Origin of the sequence: Arcicella rosea (genome assembly GCF_014204325.1) — a bacterium.
In the GTDB taxonomy this organism is placed as follows: Bacteria; Bacteroidota; Bacteroidia; order Cytophagales; family Spirosomataceae; genus Arcicella; species Arcicella rosea_A.
The window spans coordinates 1-23719 of the sequence record NZ_JACHKT010000032.1 but is presented as its reverse complement, the minus strand read 5'-3'; the positions used below and the strand labels follow the sequence as shown (position 1 = coordinate 23719).

Annotated in this window: 16 protein-coding genes; 12 read left to right on the top strand and 4 right to left on the bottom strand. The window is 32.7% G+C overall.

What is annotated here, in order from left to right; translation table 11 throughout:
* Positions 1-147 precede the first annotated feature (147 nt).
* The 8 genes from HNP25_RS17525 to HNP25_RS17490 all read left to right on the top strand — a co-directional run bounded on the left by HNP25_RS17525 (position 148) and on the right by HNP25_RS17490 (position 14727).
* Positions 148-3498: a DUF4175 family protein gene (locus HNP25_RS17525; RefSeq protein WP_184136286.1), complete on the top strand. Its 3351-nt coding sequence runs from the start codon at positions 148-150 to the stop codon at positions 3496-3498.
* A 156-nt stretch (positions 3499-3654) separates the two neighbouring features.
* A complete protein-coding gene (gene ybeY, locus HNP25_RS17520) occupies positions 3655-4074 on the top strand; it encodes an rRNA maturation RNase YbeY (RefSeq protein WP_184136284.1) in 420 nt (139 codons plus the stop codon).
* A gap of 486 nt (positions 4075-4560) precedes the next feature.
* A complete protein-coding gene (gene mnmG, locus HNP25_RS17515; RefSeq protein ID WP_184136282.1) occupies positions 4561-6423 on the top strand; it encodes a tRNA uridine-5-carboxymethylaminomethyl(34) synthesis enzyme MnmG in 1863 nt (620 codons plus the stop codon).
* A 99-nt stretch (positions 6424-6522) separates the two neighbouring features.
* Positions 6523-7407 (top strand): class I SAM-dependent methyltransferase, encoded by an 885-nt coding sequence (locus HNP25_RS17510; RefSeq protein ID WP_184136280.1) that lies wholly within the window; start codon positions 6523-6525, stop codon positions 7405-7407.
* Positions 7408-7588: 181 nt separating this feature from the next.
* Positions 7589-9223, top strand: coding sequence for an Ig-like domain-containing domain (locus HNP25_RS17505; RefSeq protein ID WP_184136278.1), 1635 nt, complete (start codon positions 7589-7591; stop codon positions 9221-9223).
* Between the two features lie 437 nt (positions 9224-9660).
* Complete coding sequence (locus HNP25_RS17500; protein ID WP_184136276.1) at positions 9661-11493, top strand: tetratricopeptide repeat protein; 1833 nt, start codon at positions 9661-9663, stop codon at positions 11491-11493.
* A 196-nt stretch (positions 11494-11689) separates the two neighbouring features.
* On the top strand, positions 11690-12763 hold the full coding sequence (locus HNP25_RS17495; protein WP_184136274.1) for a hypothetical protein: 1074 nt from the start codon (positions 11690-11692) through the stop codon (positions 12761-12763).
* 191 nt (positions 12764-12954) lie between these two features.
* A complete protein-coding gene (locus HNP25_RS17490) occupies positions 12955-14727 on the top strand; it encodes an AMP-dependent synthetase/ligase (RefSeq protein ID WP_184136272.1) in 1773 nt (590 codons plus the stop codon).
* A 157-nt stretch (positions 14728-14884) separates the two neighbouring features.
* Here the strand turns inward: HNP25_RS17490 and thrC are convergent, their stop codons facing one another.
* Complete coding sequence (thrC, locus tag HNP25_RS17485; RefSeq protein WP_184136270.1) at positions 14885-16195, bottom strand: threonine synthase; 1311 nt, start codon at positions 16193-16195, stop codon at positions 14885-14887.
* A 252-nt stretch (positions 16196-16447) separates the two neighbouring features.
* On the opposite strand from thrC, the gene HNP25_RS17480 reads away from it, so the two are divergent.
* The 3 genes from HNP25_RS17480 to HNP25_RS17470 all read left to right on the top strand — a co-directional run bounded on the left by HNP25_RS17480 (position 16448) and on the right by HNP25_RS17470 (position 19442).
* A complete protein-coding gene (locus HNP25_RS17480; protein WP_184136268.1) occupies positions 16448-17431 on the top strand; it encodes a ComEA family DNA-binding protein in 984 nt (327 codons plus the stop codon).
* Between the two features lie 87 nt (positions 17432-17518).
* Entirely contained in the window at positions 17519-18151 is a 633-nt protein-coding gene (locus tag HNP25_RS17475) for a LysE family translocator (RefSeq protein WP_184136266.1), read from the top strand.
* Between the two features lie 631 nt (positions 18152-18782).
* Complete coding sequence (locus HNP25_RS17470) at positions 18783-19442, top strand: tetratricopeptide repeat protein (protein WP_184136264.1); 660 nt, start codon at positions 18783-18785, stop codon at positions 19440-19442.
* A gap of 12 nt (positions 19443-19454) precedes the next feature.
* Here the strand turns inward: HNP25_RS17470 and HNP25_RS17465 are convergent, their stop codons facing one another.
* From HNP25_RS17465 to HNP25_RS17455, 3 genes are all read right to left on the bottom strand, one after another.
* The gene (locus tag HNP25_RS17465; protein ID WP_184136262.1) at positions 19455-19718 is read right to left on the bottom strand and encodes an Ada metal-binding domain-containing protein; all 264 of its coding nucleotides are present in this window, start codon (positions 19716-19718) and stop codon (positions 19455-19457) included.
* Positions 19715-20410, bottom strand: coding sequence for a 2OG-Fe(II) oxygenase (locus tag HNP25_RS17460; protein WP_184136260.1), 696 nt, complete (start codon positions 20408-20410; stop codon positions 19715-19717). The genes HNP25_RS17465 and HNP25_RS17460 overlap by 4 nt, the downstream gene beginning before the upstream one ends.
* 162 nt (positions 20411-20572) lie before the next feature.
* Complete coding sequence (locus HNP25_RS17455; RefSeq protein WP_184136258.1) at positions 20573-21409, bottom strand: bifunctional helix-turn-helix domain-containing protein/methylated-DNA--[protein]-cysteine S-methyltransferase; 837 nt, start codon at positions 21407-21409, stop codon at positions 20573-20575.
* 406 nt (positions 21410-21815) lie between these two features.
* On the opposite strand from HNP25_RS17455, the gene pruA reads away from it, so the two are divergent.
* Positions 21816-23441, top strand: coding sequence for an L-glutamate gamma-semialdehyde dehydrogenase (gene pruA, locus HNP25_RS17450; protein WP_184136256.1), 1626 nt, complete (start codon positions 21816-21818; stop codon positions 23439-23441).
* Positions 23442-23719: the final 278 nt, after the last annotated feature.

Here is a 23719-nt window from a genome sequence, read left to right as displayed (position 1 = left end):
AAATTTTTGAATTTGAAAGATTTATGATTCGCTTTTTTTATAATTCTTTTCAATATATCTTTCAAAATTCTACATTTACAAGCTTCTTTTTCGTTACTAATTTGTTTCATCAATACTTGAATATCTTCGGGAATAAACCTTAACAATATGACTACTTCACCCATCGCAACATTACTCATGCGGATTGAAGAATACAAACGAAAGTATTATCTCAATCGACTCATCAAAGGCAGTATTTTTTCAGCGGCAGTTATCTTGTCCGCTTTTTTGGTTTTTAATGTCCTTGAATATTTCGGTCATTTTGGTACAACTTTTCGCACCATTTTGTTCTTTTCTTTCTTGTTAGCATTTATCATTTCAACGATACTTTGGGTGATAAAACCGTTGATTTTTCTCTATGGAAAACAAAAGCCCTTATCAAATGAATTGGCTGCTGAACAAATTGGAAAGTATTTTCCTGAAGTAGGCGATAAACTTATCAATACGCTTCAACTGACTAGAAATATCGACAAAGAGCAAAATGAATTACTGATTGCTTCTATCAAACAGAAATCTCAGCAATTGGGAATTGTGAAATTTGCCGATGCTATTAAGATAAACGATAACCGAAAATATTTGAAGTTCGCCATTTTTCCAACGATTTTGATTGTCGGAATTTTAATGATTTATCCTGCTTTCTTTTCTAAAAGTACAGAACGAATTGTCAATTTTAAAAACGAATATCAAGAAGAAGCTCCTTTCAATTTCCTTCTTGAAAACAAAAGTTTACAGGCTTTCAAAAACGAAGATTTTACGCTTAATCTAAGTCTTCAAGGCAATACTATTCCTGACGCTGTTTATGTAATTTATAATGACAGAAAGCTAAAAATGGAAACGAATGACAAACGTCATTATACTTATACTTTCTCTAAAGTTCAAAATGGCTTCGATTTTCAGTTTGAAGCCGCTGGTTTCAAATCTGGTCAATATGAAGTAGAATTGGTCAACAAACCGAGTTTGGCTTTTTTTGATGTTAATGTAAACTATCCTTCATATCTCAATAAACCTGATGAATCTTTAAAAAATGTTGGCAATTTAACCGTTCCAGAAGGTACTTCAATTGAATGGGATTTTAACGTTAGTAATACTGATTCTATCACAATGGTTTTTGAAGGCGATAAAAATACTTATCACGCTGACAAAAAAATATTGGGCGGTGGATTCGATTTCACTAAAAAAGTAAAAGCTTCTGGTACTTATAAAGTATTTCTGAAAAATAAACACGCTTCAAATTCAGAAGGAATCAGTTTCTATTTGAACGTTATTCCTGATAAATATCCACAATTAAGTTTAGAGCAATACAAAGACTCAACTCTTTATAATTTCATGGTTTTAGGCGGAAATATCGCTGATGATTATGGTATTAGTCGCCTTGCAGTTTTTTACAAAGTACTTAGAAATGGACAAAACAATCAGCAAAATTATGCGAGTTTGGGCTTGCCAATTCAAGCAAACCAAACAATTCAAAGCTTTTATAAGCAATGGAATTTGGATAGTTTAAAACTCAATCCTTCTGATAGAGTCGAATACTTTGTGCAAGTTTGGGATAATGACGGAGTGAATGGAGCAAAATCTACTCGTTCACAAATCATGAATTATGCTATTCCAGACAAGCAAGCCATCGATAATGAAATAGAAAATTCGGTTGATAAAACACAAGCTCAATTAGAAAAGACTTTCGAGAAAGCACAGAAACTTCGTAAAGAAATTGCTGCTTTGGAAAATCGTTTGAAAAACAAAAAAGAACTGGATTATCAAGACAAAAAATTAGCTGAAGAACTCATTAAAAAGAAAGCTGAATTGATGAATGAAATCAAAAATTTGCAGGAAGCAAACAAAGATTTGAATGATAAACAACAACGATTCAATGAACAGAAACCAGAAAATCAACAGAAAATGGAAGCACTCCAAAAAATGATGAATGATTTGATGGATCCTGAAACTCAGAAATTATATGAAGAATTGAAAAAAATGCTTGAGCAAAATCCTGACGATAATAAAATGCTTGAACAAATGGATAAGCTCAAAAACAAAGAGCGTAACATGGAAAAGGAGTTGGAGCGTATGCAGGAACTTTTCAAAAAATTACAATTAGAGCAAAAATTGGATAAGAGTATTAAAGATTTGGAAGACCAAGCCGATAAACAAGAGAAACTTGCTGAGAAAAATGAAGCTTTAGATAAAGCCAATAAAAGCGATGCCGAGAAACAAAAAGAAGCTGATGCCAATAAAAAGGAACAAGAAAATTTAAGCAATGCTTTTGAAGAAGTAAAGAAAGATTTGAAAGAAGCTGAAAAGATTAATCAAGAAATAAAAAATGCTGAACAGATGGATATGGGAAAAGAACAGCAAGAAGATATTTCTCAAGATCAAAAAGAAGCGGAAGAGAAATCTGAAAAAGGAGATAATAAAGGTGCTTCGCAAAAACAAAAGCAAGCTGCAAAGCAAATGAAGAATTTAGCACAGAAATTAGCAAAGGAAAAACAAGAACAAGAAATGAAACAAAACGAAGAGAATATGGATGACCTTCGTGACATTCTTGAAAACCTTGTAAAAATTTCGTTGAACCAAGAAAAGTTGATGAAAGACTTTAGAGGTATGAATCCATCAGATCCACGCTTTATTAAACTTTCGCAAGAACAATTAAAAATTCAAGATGATGCAAAAGTGATTGAAGATAGTTTATATGCTTTGTCGAAAAGGGTTTTACAAATTGAAAGTTTCGTTACTCGTGAAATGAGTAATATGAAAGGTTTTATGAGCGAATCCACAAAATTGATTAAAGAACGAAAATTGCCGATGACAACTTCAAAACAACAATTTGCGATGACTTCGATGAATAATTTGGCTTTGTTACTTTCTGATGTGTTGAAGCAAATGCAACAAAATCAACAAATGATGATGCAAAGTTCTGGAAAAGGAAAAACAAAAAGTAAAGGAAAAGGGAAAAGCATTAGCGAAAGTCAAAAAGATTTGAATCAGCAAATGCAGCAGTCAATGCAAAAAGGAGCGAAGGGTCAAGGTGGTATTTCAGAGCAGTTGGCAAAGATGGCAAGAGAGCAAGCACAAATCAGAAAAATGCTTCAAGAGTTTTTGGATAATAATAAAGGAACTGACAAAGGAAAAAGTTTAGGAAATGAAGTGAAAGAGCTGATGAAGAAAATGGAAGAAAGCGAAACTGATTTAGTGAATAAAAGGCTGAATCCAAATTTGATGAAGCGTCAGCAAGAATTATTGACTCGTTTGTTGGAATCTGAAAAAGCGATGCAAGAACAGGAAGAAGAGCAAAAACGTAAAGCTGAATCTGCTCGACAAGATTTAGCAAGGAAAGTCCCGCCACAATTTCAGCAGTATGTGAAAGACAAACAAAAGCAAACTGAATTACTTCGGACTGTTCCTCCCAACTTGAATCAATATTACAAACGTCAAGTGGATAGTTACTTCAAACAAATCAATTAATCCAAATGGACTCAGGTTTAAATCTGAGTCCATTTTATTTTTATTGGTGTGAAGGCTATTTCTACATTCCAGTCTAACTCGCTGATATTCACAAGCTGAATTTTATATTGTATCTTTGTAAACGAATTATTTCAAACTTAACAATGTTATTACACAATGATTGTTTTTTTCAACGAGGATATTGATTTCAAATTTGGTCAGAAAAACCAGTTAAAAGCTTGGCTTAAAAAAGTTGCTGAATCAGAGGGCTTTAAGATGAGGAACCTCAACTATATATTTTGTTCTGACGAGTACCTTCATAAAATCAATCTTGAGTACTTAGACCACGACACCTATACAGACATCATTACTTTCGACAATTCAGAAGAAGAAGAAGATATTGAAGGTGATATTTTTGTAAGTATTGAAAGAGTAAAAGACAACTCTCAAGAATTAAAAACCGAGTTTCTTGATGAATTTAAGCGTGTTTTAGTTCATGGCTTATTACATCTTTGCGGTTACGACGATCATTCAGATGAAGATGAAGCACAGATGAGAGAGCTTGAAAGTAAGTATATTTCAATTTTCAATAATTAACGGCTTGTTATTTTTATCAAACACTCCACGTGGAACACTTACAAAAAATACTGTTTTTAAAACATGTTTACAAAGTGCTTAAAAAAGGTGAAGTATAGTTTTAAATAAACATAGATACAACTAAAGTAATACTTTATAGATAAAAATATACTAAGCTTTAATAATACTTGAAGACGTGATGTTCAGATAAAATGAGATTATTTGAAATTAAATAGCAATCACAATTTATACATAAAAATTAGTTTACTAAGAATATCAGATAATATAGAACTAATAAGTATCACTTTTGAATCTAAATAGTAGTTATACATACACTTTCAGAGAAGTGTGAAACACAAATTTAATTTCGTGAAATAGTAATGAGATAAAGGATATTATGAGTATAAATTTAATTATCCTTAAAAGTATCAAAAGCATCTTCCAAAGAGAAAAACAAACAAGATTATAAAAACAACAGAGAATAGAATTTAATTACCAATTAAAAATATGTACAAAGAATATGATGTTATCGTAGTAGGAGCTGGTCATGCAGGATGTGAAGCCGCTCACGCTGCAGCAACGATGGGTTCAAAAGTATTACTCATTACGATGAATATGAATACTATCGCACAAATGTCTTGCAATCCAGCGATGGGTGGTGTTGCCAAAGGACAAATTGTGCGTGAAGTAGATGCTTTGGGCGGTATGTCAGGAGTTATTTCTGATAAAACCATGATTCAATTTAGAATGCTGAATCGCTCAAAAGGTCCTGCCATGTGGTCACCAAGATGCCAATCTGATAGAATGCGTTTTGCTGAAGAATGGCGATTGGCTTTAGAAAGAAACTTAAATGTGGATTTTTGGCAAGAAATGGTTTCTGGATTACTTGTTGAAGATAATAAAGTAATAGGTGTAAAAACTCAATTAGGAATTGAATTTAAAGCTAAGTCTGTTGTTTTAACAAACGGTACTTTCTTAAACGGTTTAATTCATATTGGTGAGAAAAACTTTGGTGGTGGTAGAACTGCCGAAGGAAAAGCTACAGGTATTACAGAACAATTGGTGCAATTAGGTTTTGAAGCTGGCAGAATGAAAACGGGTACTCCGCCAAGAGTTGATGGAAGAAGCTTGGATTACACTAAAATGGAAGAACAAAAAGGAGATGAAAATCCGAGTAAGTTTTCTTATTTGGATACGCCTTCATTAACAGAACAAAGAAGCTGTTGGATTACTTATACGAACCATGAAGTACATGATGTATTAAAAACTGGTTTTGAAAAGTCTCCAATGTTTGCGGGTAGAATCAAAGGATTAGGGCCAAGATACTGTCCATCAGTTGAAGATAAAATCAATCGCTTTGCTGATAAAGACCGTCACCAAATCTTTGTAGAGCCAGAAGGATGGAATACTGTTGAAGTTTATGTAAATGGTTTTTCTACTTCTTTACCAGAAGATGTTCAATATGCAGCCCTGAAAAAGATTCCTGGTTTTGAAAACGTAAGAATGTTCCGTCCAGGTTATGCGATTGAATATGATTTCTTTCCTCCAACACAATTAAAACAAACTTTAGAAACTAAACTGATTCACAATCTATTCTTTGCTGGTCAAATTAATGGAACTACTGGTTATGAGGAAGCTGCTTGCCAAGGTTTAATGGCTGGCATTAACGCACATCAAAGGGCGCAAGATTTACCAGACTTTACTTTATCTCGTTCAGAAGCTTATATCGGTGTTCTAATTGATGATTTAATCAATAAAGGTACAGAAGAGCCTTATAGAATGTTTACGTCAAGAGCGGAGTACAGAACGCTTTTAAGACAAGACAATGCTGATATTCGTTTAACCGAAAGAGGACATTCTATTGGTTTGGCTTCAGATGAAAGATTAAATAATGTAAATAATAAGAAAGCTAAAACAGTTGAATTGATAGCTGGCTTAAAATCATTGAAAATTAAGCCTGAGGAAGTAAATGCTAAACTAGAAGCGATAGGAACATCTGCTTTAAGAGAAGGTACTTTAGTAATCAATTTATTGAAAAGACCAGATATTGATATGGTCAAATTGAAAACTTTAACGCCAGAAGTAGAAGCATATCTTTCTGACTTTGCTGACGAAATTCTTGAACAAGCTGAAATCAATGTAAAATATGAAAGCTATATTGAAAAAGAACAAGTAATGGTTAATAAACTATTGAAATTTGAAAACTTAAAGATTCCTGTGAATTTCGATTATGCTAATCTAAAAGCAATTTCAAATGAAGGTCGTCAAAAACTATCAAAGATAAGACCAGCCACTATTGGTCAAGCTTCACGAATCAGTGGCGTTTCGCCTTCTGATGTTTCTGTACTTATGTTGTATATGGACAGATAAAATAAAGAAAATTCACTATCAGAAAGACTTGTAAGTAATGGTAATTCCAAACCAAAGCCTTGCAAGTCTTTTTTTATATCTTTGTGAAAATTAACAACCATGGAAAAAATTAGCACTTGCCCAATCTGTCAACAGAATTCATTTAGTACTTTTCTTAATGTTCAAGATTATACCGTAAGCCAAGAAACATTTGATATTGTCAATTGTAATTCGTGCGGTTTTAAATTTACCAATCCTCGCCCTCCAATAGATAAAATAGGATCATATTATAAGGCTGAATCTTATATTTCACATACTAATACTTCAAAAGGATTAATTGCTAAAATTTATCATTCAGTAAGAAAATATACTTTGAAAGGTAAATTAGAATTAGTTAATAATTTATTCCCTTCAAAAGGTAAATTATTGGATGTTGGATGTGGAACAGGAATGTTCTTGAATGTCTGTAAAGAAGATGGTTGGAAAGTATTTGGTATTGAACCAGACGACGATGCAAGGGCAATTGCGGAACAAATTAATCAATCAACAATTAAAAATGATGTGCTGAGTTCATTTCCAAATGAGCAATTTAACATCATTTCCCTTTGGCATGTTTTAGAACATGTTCATCAATTAAATGAAACGATTGATTGGCTCTATGAAAGACTTTCAAAAGATGGTTCGTTGATTATTGCTGTGCCTAACCATGAATCTGAAGATGCAGCTATTTATGGCAATAAATGGGCAGCCTACGATGTGCCAAGACATTTATATCATTTCTCGCAAAAGACAATAAAGCAACTTTTTGAACAACATAACTTCCGTTTAGAAAAAACAATGCCAATGAAGTTTGATTCTTTCTACGTTTCGATATTGAGTACTAAATATCAAACTGGAAAAATCAATTATCTAAAAGCTTTTGTAGATGGGTTGAAGTCAAACTTTAAAGCTGAAAGTAATCAACAGAATTATTCTAGCTTGATTTACATATTTAAGAAGAATTAACATTATTCACACACTTTTCCACAACCCTCAGAGTTTATCAAACGCTGAGGGTTTCTTTTTGCAAAATGGTCAACATTTCGATAAACCAATTTTTTTAAGCAATTTTGGGATAAGTAAGTCCTTATTATAGTTATTTAAACATTAGTATCCATTTTATCCACAAAGTTTTCAACATATTAACATGAAAGTGAAGAATTTAGTCTTGATAAGTTTTTTAAGTTTTATACTCATTGAAATGCTGTTTAGTTGTGCCCAAATCGTAGCACCTACTGGCGGTAAAAAAGATACGCTCTCACCCGTAATCGTAAAAACATTTCCGAACAATCAAGCCATCAATTTTTCAGGAAGATTAGTACAAGTCGAATTCAATGAATACGTAAGTATTGATAATATTCAACAGCAATTATTAATCACACCAAATATTGAAGGGACTTATGAAAGCAAAGCATTACCAAAAGGAGTTCGACTTACTTTCGATAAACCTTTCAAACCAAATACTACTTATAGTTTAAATTTTAGAAATGCCATTAAAGATATTACTGAAAGAAATATTGCTAAAAATATCAGATTGGTTTTTAGTACTGGTAATATCATAGATTCTATGAGTGTGAGTGGAAAAGTTTTTAATCCTCTAACGAACAAACCAGTCTTGGATATTAATGTGGGTTTATATAATTACACGGATACGCTAAATCCTAAAAAAGTAAAACCATATTATTTCACTAAAACGGATAGTTCTGGAGTTTTTAAAATTGAAAATGTAGCTTCAGGAAAATATAGATTTTTCGCAATTACTGATGCAAATAGTAATCTTTTATATGAAGAAGCCAAAGAAATGATAGGCTTTGTAAAAGATACAATTGACTTAAAAAGTAATTTATCTAACCTAGAAATCAACATTGCCAAAATGGATAAAAGTCCAAACAAAGTATTTAAGACAAGAAATACATCAGGCTATTATTATATAGAATACAATCGTGGTATTAAAAATGTCAAAATTGATTTTCTTGGTAGAAAAGATACGCTCGCTTATCAACAAATAGATGCAAAAAATCTTAGAATTTATAATACAATCAACAATTCTGCGGATACTGTAAAAGTGAAAATTTCTGTAACGGATTCTCTTGATAGAATTTTTACACATGACCAAAAAATAAAATTTAGAGTAAAAGGTAAAAAGGATGAAAGTATAAAAGAAGAATTCAGTTTCAAAGTAAGTCCAAGTAATAATGAAGACATCGATTTGAAAGATGTTGGCTACACTATCAATTTTACAAAATCTATTATAAAATACGATTTGAATAAAATTGAAATCATGAATGATACTTTGATTAAAGTACCAATTACTGAAAAAGATATTAAATGGAATCAAGATAAAACGAAACTTATCATTCAAAAAGATGATAAAAATCCAAAGGAATTTGTAAGAGTAAGGTTGCAAAAAGAAGCATTTATCTCACTTGAAAATGATACAACTTCAAAGTACGAAGCTAATCATCCAATTCGTGATCCAGAAAATTATGGCATCATTGAAGGTGAAGTGAAAAATCCGAATAAGAAACATTTTTTCATCGAATTGATGAATGAAAGAAATGAGGTAGTTCGAAAAGTGGACAACCTTTTAAAATACGAATTCGCCTTTCTAAAAGCGGGTATTTATTATCTAAGATTAATTGTGGATGAAAATCAAAATGCTCGCTGGGATGAAGGCGATATTCAGACCAATACGCTTCCCGAAAAAATTATCTACAATCCGAACAAGATAAAGCTGAAACAAAACTTTGTCCTTTCTGGAAATGATTTCACAATTGACTAAAATCAGAAAACTGGTCAACCTTATGTGGATAAGTACCAAAATAGGGCAAATAGTCGTTCAAAAAAGTGGAAAAGTAGTTGTTTTTCACCCTTCATTTTTGTGGAAAGAAAACACCTCATTGTGGAAAGTAAAAATGGGCTTTTTGAAAAGTGGAAAACTATCGATTTTATCCCGATTTTTAAGACATGTTAACCACATAAATATTGAATGTTGACAATGTTGAGAAAATGATTAAAGTTATGCACATAAATGTTAATTAATTAAATGTGTACTATAAATCAATTAGTTATGTGTTGATAAGTGTATCTGAAATGTTGATAACAAATTCGATATTAACAATCAGCCGTGAAAATAATGTTTCACAATACTCTTCAACATATCCACAGTATAATAGAAGTAATAGTTTTCTTTTCTTTAAAAATTAAATAAAAATTATTATGATTAAATATAAGATGTTGTTGAAAACTTTTTTGAAGGCTCTTTGCTTATGTTTTGTCTTGATGAGTTCTTTTGAAGTTTTCAGTCAGGATGCTCAGTTGGGAGTTGAATACCTGAAAGCTGGAGAGTATGAAAAAGCAAGAACCATTTTTCAGAAATTGGCTAAGAACAAAGAAACCGCAAAAGATATTTATAAACCTTATTTGGAAACTTTGATTAAACTGAAAAATTGGGACGAGGCTGAAAAGTTCGTTAAAAGACAAATCAAAAATTCTGAAAGTAAGCAAGCTAAATATTTAGTTGACTTAGGAAGACTTTACCAAGCCACTGAAAAGAAAGAAGAATCAAAAAAGAATTATGATTTAGCCATTGATAAAGTAAAAGCCAACGACGATGAAATGATGGATTTGGTGAATTACTTTGTTCAACAACAACAAACCGAATTAGCTATACAAACGATTGAGGTATCTAGGGTTTTCGGAAAGTCGGAAGATAAATACGCTGTGCAGTTAGCCAATTTGTTTCGTATGCAAGGCAAAGTGACAGAAATGATAGAAGAGTACTTGAAGTTTGGTTTAGTGACTGAAAATCAAGAAATGGTGCAGTCAATCCTTCAGGATGAGTTGAAGGAAGACAAAGAAATAGAAGAATTAGAAAAAATACTCTACGCAAAAGTTCAGAAATATCCACAGACTTCTTATTACACCGATATTTTAATCTGGCATTTGGTTCAGAAAAAAGACTTTTATAAAGCTTTTGTTCAGGCAAGAGCATTGGATAAACGCTACAGAAAAGAAGGAGCTCAGGTTACAGAATTGGGCTTTATGGCACATCAAAATAAAGACTTTGTTAACTCAGGTAAAATCTTTGAATACTTGATTAAAGAATATCCAAGACATCAGAATTATCCATTGTGGAGAAGAATGTTGATTAATGCTAAAGAAGAAGTAATCAAAACTACGTATCCAATCAATCAATCTGATATTCGTTTACTCATTGCTGAATACACTAAAATGCTTGAAGACCTTGGAACAAACCAAAGAACTTTGGAAGCATTAAGAAGTAAAGGACTTTTGTATGCTTTTTACTTGAATGAAAAAGATACCGCCATTGCTGTTTTAGAAAAAGCTATCAAACTTGCCAACAATGACCAAATCTTTGTGGATAAATGTAAACTAGATTTAGGAGATATTTTCTTATTAAAATCAGAACCTTGGGAAGCTACCTTACTTTATTCACAAGTAGAAAAATCACAAAAGGATAGTCCTATGGGCTACGAAGCAAAATTGCGTAATGCTAAATTGGCTTATTTCAGAGGCGATTTTGAATTATCAAAAGAAGTACTGGATATTTTAAAACAAGCCACAACCCGTGAAATTGCAAACGATGCGATGGAGTTGAGTTTACTCATTCAAGAAAACACTGGCTTTGATAGTACAGAAGCTGCTTTGAAAGATTATTCAGCCATTGAACTTTTACTTTTTCAACATAGAAATGATGAAGCCATCGCTAAATTGGTCGAAATAGAAAAAGTATATCGTGGAAATCCTATCATGGATGATTTGATATTCCTCAGGGCCAATATTTACTTGAAACAAGGAAATGTGGAAAAAGGAGTAAAAGATTTAGAATTTGTCATCCAGAATTTTCCACACGATATTAAAGGTGATGATGCTCTTTATCTTCTAGCCAAAACCTATCAAGAAGTATTGAATCAATCAACGAAAGCTATGAAATTGTATCAAGAATTGTTGATAAGGTATCCCGGAAGTATTTATAGTGCAGAAGCTAGAAAAAGATTTAGAAATTTAAGAGGTGATACAATAAATTAATTACCTAAACGTATTGTTATCAGGCCTGTAAGCTTATCCACTTACAGGCTTTTTTTGTGGATAAATGCTAAATCCTAACACATGATTTAACTTTACTTGATTGCTTTAAATAAAATTTGTAAAAACCATTGTTGAAATGGTCTGGTTTTATTTTGCTTTCTTTCCTCTGATTTATTCACTATCAAGTAAAATAACCATGAAAAAGCTCTTCTCTCTATTCATTTTTGTTTCTCTTTTTTCTATTTATGAGCTTTCTGCTCAGGATAAACAAATTGTTTTTGCTTGTAATTATTTTGGTAAAAAAGTAATCCCTCAAGACATTTGTCCACAACCGTTAGGTTATGCTTCTGAAAGTCATGCTGCGGAAGTAATCGGAAAGTTTGCCAAAAAGATGGGACAGTTCCATAGTAAGTTCAAAGTAATGCAATGTTCAAACACAGATAATTGTTTTGCTACGATTATCAATGGGCAGCCTTATATCATTTATGACCGTGACTTTTTGAACAGAGTAGAACGCACTGCCCAAACTGACTGGGCGGCAATTTCTATTTTGGCACATGAAATCGGACATCACGCCAATTTTCACACGATTGATAAAGAAGGTAGCCGACCAGAAAAAGAACTGGAAGCTGATTACTTTTCTGGATTTTGGTTACATCAGATGGGAGCAACTTTAGCACAAGCCCAACAAGCTATTATTTATTTTCAGGAAGAAAATGTTACTTCAACACATCCTCCAAAATCTCAAAGATTATTAGCCATCAAAAAAGGTTGGGAAGAAGCAGATACCGAAAAACAAATAGAAGTATCAAGAGAACCTAAAAATAATCAACCCAAAGTTCAATCAGATAATGAAGAATCTTTTAAAAGTATTTCATTAATTGAAAGTAAACCAATTTCACCAATAGAATCTTCTTTGAAAAAAACAGGATGTGTTTCAGGAGATTGTAAAGATGGAGAAGGGCTTTTTGTACATAGAACACAAGGAAGTTATCAAGGAATGTGGAAAAATGGAAAAAGAGATGGTTATGGAATTCAATATTATCCAGATGGAACAAAAATGTTTGAAGGCGAATATAAAGCTGGAAAAAGAGAAGGAAATGGAATCTACTATTTTCAGTATGGAGCAAGATTTGAAGGAAAATTCGTAAATGATGGTACAACTGAAAAAGGTTACTTTATCTTGAATGACAATAATACAAACGATGTAGAATTAATTTATTTTTTCTCTGATGGTAGAAAAGAAATCATTCAGATTGTAAATGAGTAAACAAATAGAGAAATTACAATGATGACATTTTTTTGAAATTATGATAAAAAGTATAAAAAATAGTAAAAATATTATGCGTGCATACTATTTTGATTTAGTTAATCTTGTTATCTTTGCTTAAATCTTATTGTAAAATATAGGGTTTTAATTGTATTTTATATTGAAAGTGTATTGATTAAACGAAGATCGTCATGAAGAGCAATCCGAACATTACCAGAGTATTTGACTTACTACCAAATTGTGTTTTAGCTGTCAATAAAGATGATACTTTCGCTAGTAAAGTAAAAGGCGAATGGAAAAAATACAGTGCTACTGAAGTAATTGAAATCGTCAATCAAGTAAGTATTGGATTAATAAAATTGGGAGTTAAAAAGGATGATAAGATTGCTTTGATTTCTAATAACAGACCTGAATGGAATTTTATCGAATTGGGTGTTCAACAATTGGGAGCTGTTTTAGTACCGATGTACCCAACCATTACGATTGAAGATTACCGTTATATTTTTACTGATGCAGAAGTAAAATTGGTTTTTGTTTCTGATAAAGCTTTATTAGCAAAAGTATTAGAAGCGACCAGCGTATTAACTGGCATCGAAGGGATTTATACTTTTGATAAAACAAAAGAAGCCAAACATTGGACAGAATTATTGGATTCATCAAAAGGTGAAGACTTCGCTCAGATTGAACCTTTCAAAGCTGCTGTTCAACCAGACGATTTATTAACATTAATTTATACTTCTGGTACAACAGGAAAACCCAAAGGAGTAATGCTTACGCACGATAACATCGTTTCTAATATTGATGGTTTGGTGATTGGAAAGCATTTAGAATTGTGTTCGGATGATAAAGCTTTGAGTTTCCTTCCGCTTTGTCATATCTACGAACGCACCGATGTTTATGTTTACATGTATTATGGCGTTTCGGTATATTATGCCGAAAGTATGGAAACCATTGCAGATAATTTAAAAGATGTAAAACCGCAAGTATTCGCTACTGTTCCTCGATTATTAGAAAAAGTGTATGATAAAATTGTAGCAAAAGGCTATGAACTTTCTGGAATCAAAAAACAACTTTTCTTCTGGGCTTTAAACTTAGGTTTGAAATACGACCCGATGAAAGACATGGGTTGGTGGTACGATACGCAACTAAAAATTGCTCGTAAATTGATTTTTAGTAAATGGAAAGAAGCTTTGGGCGGAAATATTAAAATCATCGCTTCTGGTTCTGCGGCTTTACAAGCTCGTTTGTCAAGAGTATTTTGGGCTGCTGAAATTCCAATTGCTGAAGGTTATGGACTTACAGAAACTTCACCAGTGGTTTCTTCGAGTATTTTATCGGATTTCAGAGTGGGTTGTGTAGGAACAGTTTTGCCAAACTTACAAGTAAAAATTGCTGAAGATGGTGAAATCTGTGTAAAAGGGCCATCAGTAATGAAAGGTTATTACAAAAAACCAGAAGCAACTGCCGAAGCGATTGATGCGGATGGCTGGTTTCATACAGGTGATATTGGTGAATTTTTTGAAGGTCGTTACCTGAAAATAACAGACCGTAAGAAAGAAATTTTCAAAACTTCTGGAGGGAAATATGTTGCACCACAAGTAATTGAAAATAAATTAAAAGAAGCCGTATTGATTGAACAAGCAATTGTAGTAGGAGAGGGACAAAAATTTCCTTCGGCTTTAATTGTACCAGAATTCAATGCTTTGAAAGAATGGTGTTCAAGAAATGAAATTTCATATACCAATCCTGAACAAATTATCAAAAATCAAAAAGTAAAAGATAAATTGGATGAAGTAGTAAAAGATTTGATGAAGAATATTGCTCAATACGAACAAGTGAAAAAAGTAGAATTATTACCTAAATTGTTCACCATTGAATCAGGTGAATTAACACCGACATTGAAACTAAAAAGAAAAATCATTCATAATAATTATAAGAATTTGATTGAAGGAATGTATAATTGATTTTTTTGATTTGAAGATATGGGAATTTGAAAATTTGAAGATTTGAGAATTTGAAAATGATATAAATCTTTTAATAAAAAAAAGCGAGGCTTTCAAAATTACTTGAGAGCTTCGCTTTTTTTCTACATCATTTTCAAATCTTCAAATTCTCAAATCTTCAAATTAAACCCAAAAGATATTCCTTAAAATCTCCAAACTCCTTCGTCATCGGAATGGCTACTTTTTCTTTAGAAAGTAAAGCCGAAAGTCTTTCTGGAACTACTACTGATGTGCCTAAAGTTTCTTCTACGACATCCAAAAATTTAGCATAATGAGCTGTGGATAACAACACGCCTGCTACTTCTTCTGACAAAGTATCGGTATAAGATTTCAAACCTAAGTATGCTACCGCTGTATGTGGACACATTACGTATTGCGTTCTTTCATAAACATCTTTCATGGCTGCTCTGGTAGCAGAATCATCACTGAAATCTCCAGCAATATGTTTTACTACTTCTTCGAAAGCATCTCCAGCCAACAAACGCATTCTGATAAAATTAGAAGGATTTCCTACATCCATCGCATTTGAAATGGTTTCTTGTGAAGGCTTTGGTTCATAATTGCCAGAAGCTAAATACTTAGGAACGATGTTATTTACATTGGTAGCAGCCACAAACATTTTCACAGGTAAGCCCATTTTCTGAGCAATCAATCCTGCTGATAAATTTCCAAAGTTTCCACTTGGCACACAGAAAACGACTGGTTTGGTATTGCCAGCTTTTTTCAATTGTGCATAAGCATTGAAATAATAGAAAGATTGAGGAATCAATCGGCTAATATTAATTGAATTGGCAGAAGCTAAATTGATTTTTGTAGATAATTCTTTATCCAAAAAGGCAGCTTTCACCAAAGCCTGACAATCGTCAAAAGTACCATCTACTTCTAAAGCTGTTACGTTTTCGCCTAAAGTAGTCAATTGTTTTTCCTGAATGTCCGATACTTTTCCAGTCGGATACAAAATCGTTACTTTGATGCCCGGCGTTTTATAAAAACCTTGTGCCACTGCTCCGCCGGTATCGCCAGATGTTGCCACAAGAATATGAATATCTTTTTGTGATTTTTGCAAAAAGTAAGACATCAACGATGCCATGAATCTTGCACCAAAATCTTTGAAAGCCATTGACGGCCCATGAAATAATTCTAGAACGTAAGTATCTTTTTCAAGAGCAACCAAAGGAGCATCAAAATCAATCGCTCTTTCTACTATCGTTTTAATATCTTCTTCAGGAATATCGTCGCCCAATAAAGCTTTACTTACTTCAAAAGCAATTTCTGAAATTGAAAGCGTATCAATCTTTTCAAAAAAAGAAGCGGGTAAAGTCGGAATAACGTGTGGCATATACAAGCCATTGTCGGGAGGAAGTCCTCTAAAAACTGCTTCTTCTAAAGAAACATCATCACTTTGATGATTTGTGCTATAAAGTATCATAAACGTTTTTGGAACAGATAAAAGCTTCAATTTCAAGACTTTCGTAATAAGAAATCTTGTAAATTAGTATCATCAAAAAATCAAAAATAGTCGAGATTATTTTTGATAACAATAATTTAAAAATAGCTTACAGCTTACAGCCTAAGGCTTAAAGCGATAAAAGAATTACAAAATTAGTTCAAAAGCCCGAATTACAGAATAAACATTTGATTTTCTGTACTTCAACCTCTTATTGATTTTAATAATAACACCATGTACAAGAAACTACAAAACTACCTCCGTGATTTTTTTGCTTTTAATCAGACGGAAATTAAAGGCTTCATTTTACTTATCTTTTTAGTATTTCTGCTGATATTTTTTACTTTTATTGTTGATTATATTCCTGAAAAACAGAGCGTTGTGTCTTCTGTAGATTCAAGGAAGATAGAAGAATTGATAGCAAAAATCGAAATTAAAGAAGCTTCAGAGAATCGTAGAACGAAAAATAATTTTTTTTCGGACAAATACTCGAAAGGAAACGACTTTATAGAGAGTGCAAATAAAATAAATTTATTCAACTTTGAACCTAACTTGGCTACTGCTGACGATTTAACAAAATTGGGCATACCAACTTGGCTATCTGAACGCATTGTTAAGTATAGAAGTAAAGGAGGAGTGTTTCGTAAAAAAGAAGATTTATTAAAAATTTATAATTTTCCAAATACACTTTATCAAAAGTTAGCACCTTATATTGTTTTATCGAATACTCAATCGACAACAAAGAATACTGTGACGGAACAATTAGTCGTAATTCCTGAAAAAAAATCTACTGCTCCAAATGCTGTGAAGGAATCCTTTAAAGTACAAGTTTTTGATTTGAACCATGCCGATACCAACGATTTAAAGAAATTAAAAGGCGTTGCTTCAAAACGTGCGATGAGGATTGTGCAAGAAAGAGAAAAATTAGGTGGTTTTCATTCGGTAGAACAAGTACGATACATTTGGGGTTTAGACTCACTTTCTATTGATGAATTGTTGAAATATGGGCGAGTGAATAATCCTTCGATTCGGAAAATTAAAATCAACGAAGTGACTTTGGAAGAATTTAAACATCCTTATTTAAGACCATATATTGCGAAAGCCATCATTGCCTATCGACAACAGCACGGAAATTTTTCGAGTAAAAAAGATTTAGAAAATATTAAACTCTTGGACGCACAAACCCTTGAAAGACTTTTACCATATTTATCATTCTAAACTGTACCACGGGATTCCATCCCGTGACATTTTAATAACTCTAACAAAAACACGGGATGGAATCCCGTGGTACAGAACCAAAAAAATATGATTCCATTTTCAGACTTACTTATCTTTATCATCGCCGCTTTCGGTTTGGTCATCACGCCTGGACCGAACATGATTTATTTAATTTCTCGTTCCATCTCACAAGGTAAACGAGCAGGCATTATTTCGCTGTCGGGTGTAATTGTCGGTTTTCTATTTCATGTCATTATGGTTTCTTTCGGACTCACCGCAATTTTGATGGCAGTACCATTTGCCTATACTTTTCTGAAATGGTTGGGAGTTGGCTACCTTTTATACTTGGCTTGGAATGCCATCAAACCAGGAAGTAAATCAGTTTTTGAAACAACATCTTTAGAAGACGACAGTAATTTCAAATTGTTTCAGATGGGCTTTTTAACCAATGTACTCAATCCCAAAATTGCGGTATTCTATATGTCATTCTTTCCACAGTTTATTAAACCAGAATATGGCAATGTTTTACTTCAGAATTTTCAATTAGGATTTACCCAAATGGCAGTCAGTTTTTCGGTGAACTTATTGATAGTTTTGTTTGCATCCAGTATTTCAACATGGTTCAGCGAAAGACCAAGATGGATTAAAATTCAAAAATGGTTTATGGCTGGAATATTGGGAAGTCTTGCCATAAAATTAGCCTTAGATAAAGCCAAATGAATATTTATTCTATTAATATTGATGTAAGTAAACAGCATTTCAAGATTAACTTGATTTGACTTATAAGTTATTAATAATCAATATTTTAAGTATTACAATTATTCTTTGTAAACAAACAAAATTACAGAATCAACTGCTTTTAATGTTTTGTAGGTTTAATCAATTACAAAAGATGTTTACAAAGCACCTTATAAACTCTATTTTAATGTAAAATCATACAACAATGACATTTTGTAAGCTTACATAGGTTTGCTGTAAGTCTGCAAAACATTTTTGTAAGCTTGCAGAGAAATTTTGTAAACAAGCAAAACTTTTTTGTTGATTTACAACGATGTTTTGTAAGCATCAAAAACACAGATTAAGCTTACAAAAAAGCTATGTAAGTCAACAAAATATTTTTGTAAGCTTGCAGAGAAATTTTGTAAACAAACAAAATGTTCTTGTAAACTTACATCAAAGCTATGTAAGGCTTCAAGAAGACAAATTAAGCTTACAAAGAAGCTATGTAAGTCATCAAAATTATTTTGTAAGCTTACTTAACTCCCATGTAAACAAATAAAATTGTGGTGTTAGATTACATGAGAATGATGTAAACTTTCGGAAAGTCAATTTTTAATATAAACCAATTTCTATGAAACAGATTCACGCACTTATCATCGTGTTCTTTTTGAGTTGTTCATCTTCTCAAGATTGTCCTGAGAATATCAATATTCTACCAATGTATGGTGTGAATAGTGGAGTAAAAAAATGTAAAGAGCAATTAGAAATTGACAAGGATTTTATTGAAGAGTGTGACAAATACTTTAAAAGTAGGAATGAGGCTATTAGTCGTCATTTGAAGGAAGCTTGGGCATATTTCTATAAAAAGGATTATGACAATTCAATGAAACGATTTAACCAAGCTTGGCTTTTAGATAGTACTAATGCAGATGTTTATTGGGGTTTTGGTAATATACTTGGAATGCAATTGAAGTTTGAAGAATCATTAATTTACTTTAATAATTCGTTAAAATTAAACGCTAAAAACTCTAAAGTATGGCTTTCAAAGGGGACAAGTTATGCCCAAATGTTTGTTAAAAACAATGATATTAAATTGTTGAATAAAGCAATTGATAACTTTAGAATATCTGTTGAATTAGATAATAAGAACGTAGAGGCTTATACTCAGTTAACAATGGCTTATTCATATTATATGGAAAAAGATAGTGCTTTAGTTTTTTTGAAGATTACTGATAAGCTTGACCCCAACGCTATTAATCCAGAGGTAAGGAAATTTCTTATGGAAAAATAAAGCATTGAAGTATCAATCAATGTTAATTCTTTTCCAGTCCAAGTACTCCAATCTCATACAATGCCCACAAGGACGAAAATCCAAAGCTATGGCTTCTTGCTCATTTTGAAAGAAGACACGGTTTTGGGTTTTCATTCTTTTGCCAGATTTACAATTGAGCTTACCATAAATTTTTAATTTACAATTTCCAGCCCAAAGTATTTTTCTATTTTTAATTAAAGAAAGTAATAAACGATTCGTCCCTTTTTCGTCTAAAAATGATTGATGTGTTTTCATTTCGCATCATGAAAAATAATGCCCACAGTATAACGATTACCACTGTGTAATTTACTTACTCCGTGTTTCATCTGTGAACGAAAATATCCTCTTGTCCCTTTAGCTGCTCTGAAATTAGTGGTAAAAATTACCATATCACCACGCTTGGGTTGCAGTACAATTGCTTGCGACTGCAATCTTGGTTTTTGTTCAATCAATACAAATTCTCCGCCAGTATAATCTTCATTTACTTGTGTTAAAAACAATACTGCTTGAAAAGGAAAATATAAGTCGCCATACAAATCCTGATGAAGTGTATTGAAATCTCCCTTTTCATATTTCAAAATTAAAGGCGTTGGTCTGCATTGATTTTGTTGGCGACAAGCGTCTATAAAATCAGCGTACTTTTCTGGATAAGTAAAATCAATGCCCAATTTCTGATTCCATTCGTTCGCTACTTTTGATAAAGGACTGTACATCTCATTCCTTAAATACGCAATGCTTTCGGGCAATGGATAAGCAAAATATTTGTACTCACCTTTTCCAAAATTATAGCGTTTCATCACAATCGTACTTCTATATAAATCTGCTTGTGTATAAGAAGTAATTAATTGTGAACAAACTTCAGTCGGTATCAGCGAAGGAATCACAGCATAACCCTGTTCATCCAAATCAGCTTTAACATTTTGCCAGTTGATAGAATTGATATTCATGTTTAATTGTGAGTTAGTGAATTGTGATTGAGTGATTAAATGTTTTATGTTTAGTATGAAAGTATTAAATAAGTATTCAGAATATTTTTCAGCCAATAATTTTTCAAAAGATACATTTGTACTTTTTGAAAAAAAATCACTAAATCACAACTCACTCAATCACTAATTTTTTGCCGCTTCCCATCCAACAATTGCCTTCTTCCGAATACTTCCCCAATGATATTCTCCAAGTTTTCCTTCTTTTCTAATCACACGATGACAGGGAATCAAATACGCAATCGGATTATTTCCCACTGCCGTACCGACGGCTCTTACAGCTTTGTCTTTTCCAATACTTTCAGCAATTTGTTGATAAGTAGTCAATGAACCTTGCGGAATCGTCAGCAATGCTTCCCAAACTTTCAATTGAAAATTTGTGCCTTGTACCAATAAATGCAGTTTATCTAATGAACTAAGATGTGGCATAAAAATGCGTTCTATATAAGGATAAGTAATCGAAGCATTTTCTTGAATGGTAGCAAAAAACCATTTTTTCTTGAAGGTTGCTAAATCTTCCTTTTTTGTCTGCTCATCCGTAAAAGCCATGCCACAAATTCCTCTTTCAGTAACAGCCAAAAAACATTCACCAAAAGGAGTTGGATGATAAGCATAACTGATATGCAAACCTTTTCCACCACTTTTGAATTCTTGCGGAGTAACCGCTTCGATACCTGTGAATAAATCATACACTCTACTTTGGCTTGAAAGTCCAGCGATTTCTGCGGCTTCAATCAAAGTAGCCGTCGATTTAATTTTCGCTTTTAAATAATCAGCCGTCAAGAATTGTAAAAACTTCTTCGGACTCACGCCAGCCCATTCCGTAAATATTCTTTGAAAGTGAAAAGGAGAAAGATTTACTTTCTCAGCGATTTCCTCCAAAGTAGGTTGAGCTGTAATATTTTCGCTAATAAACTCAATTGCTTTCGCAATGCGTTCATAATGATAAGTATCTGTTGTCATGATTTATAAAATTAACGATACAAATGTCGATTGATAAAAGAACATCCTCAACCCGAAAGTTGCTTTTTTTGAGTGACTTTAGGATTTTTGGACTTAAAGACTTTAGGACTGGAGGACTTTAAGACTTTAAGATTTTAGGATTTTGAGACTTAACGACTTCAATAATTATCAACTTTAGGATTAGAAAAATTTAGACTTAAATACTTCAACACTCCCAAATATTCCTTTCCTAATTTATAATACTTCATGTTATTAAACACCCCAGTCTTGAAATTTGTAAAATCCTTAGTCTTTCAATCCTCCAGTCTTAAAGTCTTCAAGTCCAAAAATCCTAAAGTCTCCAAATTCTAAAGTCATACAGTCCAAAAAAATCAGTAATTTTACATGAAACCAAAAACTTCATCAAATGTCAACAGGATTTTTCAGCGTACCAACGCCCAAGAATGAGCCAATCAACTCATACGCACCTAATACTAAGGAGCGTGAAGCACTTATTGCGAAACTTACTGAAATGCGAAGTATCGTAGCAGATGTACCAATGTATATTGGTTCAGAAGAAGTAAGAACAGGAAACAAACAAGCATTAACTTCCCCACACGACCATCAACATATTTTAGGATATTATCACGAAGGCGATGCTACTCATGTAAACCAAGCTATTGAATCATCCTTAGCTGCCAGAGAAGCTTGGGCAAATTTACCTTGGGAAAATAGAATGGCTATCTTCTTAAAAGCAGCCGACCTTTCAGCAACAAAATATCGTAATGAATTGAATGCTTCAACGATGTTAGGTCAATCAAAAAATGCTTACCAAGCAGAAATTGATGCCGCTTGTGAATGGATAGACTTTCTTCGTTTCAATGTACATTTCGCTACGCAGATTTATGCAGAACAGCCAATCTCTTCAGATTATGTTTGGAATAGATTAGAGTATCGTCCATTAGAAGGATTCGTTTTTGCCGTAACACCCTTCAACTTTACTGCCATTGCAGGAAATCTTCCAGCTTCGGCAGCATTGATGGGAAATGTTGTAGTGTGGAAACCTTCACCGCAACAAATCTATTCTGCCAATGTATTAATGAAAATTTTGAAAGAAGCAGGATTGCCAGATGGCGTAATCAATTTAATTTACACCGATGGTCCATTGACAGGTGATATTGTTTTCAATCATCCACAATTTGCAGGCGTACACTTTACAGGAAGTACCAAAGTATTCCAACATATCTGGAAAACAATCGGAGAAAACATTCATAAGTATAAATCATATCCAAGAATTGTTGGAGAAACAGGCGGTAAAGATTTTGTGGTAGCCCATAAATCAGCCGATGCAAAAGCACTTGCCGTAGGTTTGGTACGTGGAGCTTTTGAATATCAAGGACAAAAATGTTCGGCAGCTTCAAGAGCGTACATTCCAAATACACTTTGGGAACAAACGTGGGAATATGTTCAAGCAGACTTAAATGAAATCAAAGTTGGCCCAGTTGAAGACTTTTCAAATTTCGTCAATGCAGTAATTGATGAAAAGGCTTTTGATAAAATCACTACTTATATAGCGAATGCAAAAGCATCTGATAAAGCAAAAGTAATTGCAGGAGGAAACTATGATAAATCAAAAGGATATTTCATAGAGCCAACCATTATCTTAACAGAAGACCCGCACTATACAACCATGTCTGAAGAAATCTTTGGTCCAGTACTTACTATCTATGTATATGATGCAGAAAAGTATGAAGAAACCTTAGATATTGTAAACACAACTTCTGATTATGCTTTAACGGGAGCAATCTTCTCACAAGACCGCTATGCTTTAGAAGTAGCTAATAAAAAGTTAGTGAACGCAGCTGGAAACTTTTACATTAATGACAAACCAACAGGAGCAGTAGTTGGACAACAGCCATTCGGAGGAGCAAGAGCATCAGGAACAAATGATAAAGCAGGTTCAATGTTAAATCTATTAAGATGGGTTTCTCCAAGAACAATCAAAGAAACATTTGTATCGCCAACAGACTATAAGTATCCATTTTTAGGTTAGTATTGGATAAAAATCTTGTAGGAAAATATAAAGAGCGGTGAGGTATTAATTATATGCTTCACCTCTTTTTTGTTATCAGATTTATCAATTGGGATAAATATCGAAAAAACTTTCAAATATTTTCAATATTTATTGAGTGCAATAAAGTATTGATATTAAGTTATTTGCGGTGTATGTTATGGATTTTTATAGAAATATTTTCAAAAAACTTTGCGATTAAGTTTGGTGGTTACGAATTAATCCTACATCTTTGCACTCCCAAACGACGCCAACGGGTT

Bases quoted from the DNA above. Each gene is read 5' to 3' on its own strand.
- HNP25_RS17525 (WP_184136286.1), top strand. From the start codon at position 148: ATGACTACTTCACCCATCGCAACATTACTCATGCGGATTGAAGAATAC.
- ybeY (WP_184136284.1), top strand. From the start codon at position 3,655: ATGATTGTTTTTTTCAACGAGGATATTGATTTCAAATTTGGTCAGAAA.
- mnmG (WP_184136282.1), top strand. From the start codon at position 4,561: ATGTACAAAGAATATGATGTTATCGTAGTAGGAGCTGGTCATGCAGGA.
- HNP25_RS17510 (WP_184136280.1), top strand. From the start codon at position 6,523: ATGGAAAAAATTAGCACTTGCCCAATCTGTCAACAGAATTCATTTAGT.
- HNP25_RS17505 (WP_184136278.1), top strand. From the start codon at position 7,589: ATGAAAGTGAAGAATTTAGTCTTGATAAGTTTTTTAAGTTTTATACTC.
- HNP25_RS17500 (WP_184136276.1), top strand. From the start codon at position 9,661: ATGATTAAATATAAGATGTTGTTGAAAACTTTTTTGAAGGCTCTTTGC.
- HNP25_RS17495 (WP_184136274.1), top strand. From the start codon at position 11,690: ATGAAAAAGCTCTTCTCTCTATTCATTTTTGTTTCTCTTTTTTCTATT.
- HNP25_RS17490 (WP_184136272.1), top strand. From the start codon at position 12,955: ATGAAGAGCAATCCGAACATTACCAGAGTATTTGACTTACTACCAAAT.
- thrC (WP_184136270.1), bottom strand. From the start codon at position 16,195: ATGATACTTTATAGCACAAATCATCAAAGTGATGATGTTTCTTTAGAA.
- HNP25_RS17480 (WP_184136268.1), top strand. From the start codon at position 16,448: ATGTACAAGAAACTACAAAACTACCTCCGTGATTTTTTTGCTTTTAAT.
- HNP25_RS17475 (WP_184136266.1), top strand. From the start codon at position 17,519: ATGATTCCATTTTCAGACTTACTTATCTTTATCATCGCCGCTTTCGGT.
- HNP25_RS17470 (WP_184136264.1), top strand. From the start codon at position 18,783: ATGAAACAGATTCACGCACTTATCATCGTGTTCTTTTTGAGTTGTTCA.
- HNP25_RS17465 (WP_184136262.1), bottom strand. From the start codon at position 19,718: ATGAAAACACATCAATCATTTTTAGACGAAAAAGGGACGAATCGTTTA.
- HNP25_RS17460 (WP_184136260.1), bottom strand. From the start codon at position 20,410: ATGAATATCAATTCTATCAACTGGCAAAATGTTAAAGCTGATTTGGAT.
- HNP25_RS17455 (WP_184136258.1), bottom strand. From the start codon at position 21,409: ATGACAACAGATACTTATCATTATGAACGCATTGCGAAAGCAATTGAG.
- pruA (WP_184136256.1), top strand. From the start codon at position 21,816: ATGTCAACAGGATTTTTCAGCGTACCAACGCCCAAGAATGAGCCAATC.